1 protein-coding gene is annotated in these 245 nt (G+C 53.9%); it reads left to right on the top strand.

Annotated features, from left to right (window positions below; genetic code table 11):
- Positions 1-245, top strand: a 245-nt coding sequence (locus EW028_RS24840) for an AMP-binding protein (RefSeq protein ID WP_131522793.1), incomplete at both ends; no start/stop codon positions are given.

Here is a 245-nt window from a genome sequence, read left to right as displayed (position 1 = left end):
TCTCATCGGACGTGGATTTGGTCCCGAATCGATCGTGCCGCTGGTTTTTTCTAGGTCGTATGAGATGGTGCTCGCGGTATGGGCGGTTGCAAAGTCGGGGGCGGCCTACCTACCGATCGATCCCAAACATCCGTCAGATCGAATTGAGCACATGCTCTCGGATTCGGGTGCATCCTTTGGGCTGACAACCTCCGCTATCTCGGAAACATTGCCGGAAATTGCTCAATGGCTGATGATCGATGATG

Origin of the sequence: Lysinibacillus sp. OL1, from assembly GCF_004332175.1 — a bacterium.
In the GTDB taxonomy this organism is placed as follows: Bacteria; Bacillota; Bacilli; order Bacillales_A; family Planococcaceae; genus Lysinibacillus; species Lysinibacillus capsici.
Note: the sequence above shows the minus strand (reverse complement) of the source record. Positions and strands in the feature narration are given on the sequence as shown.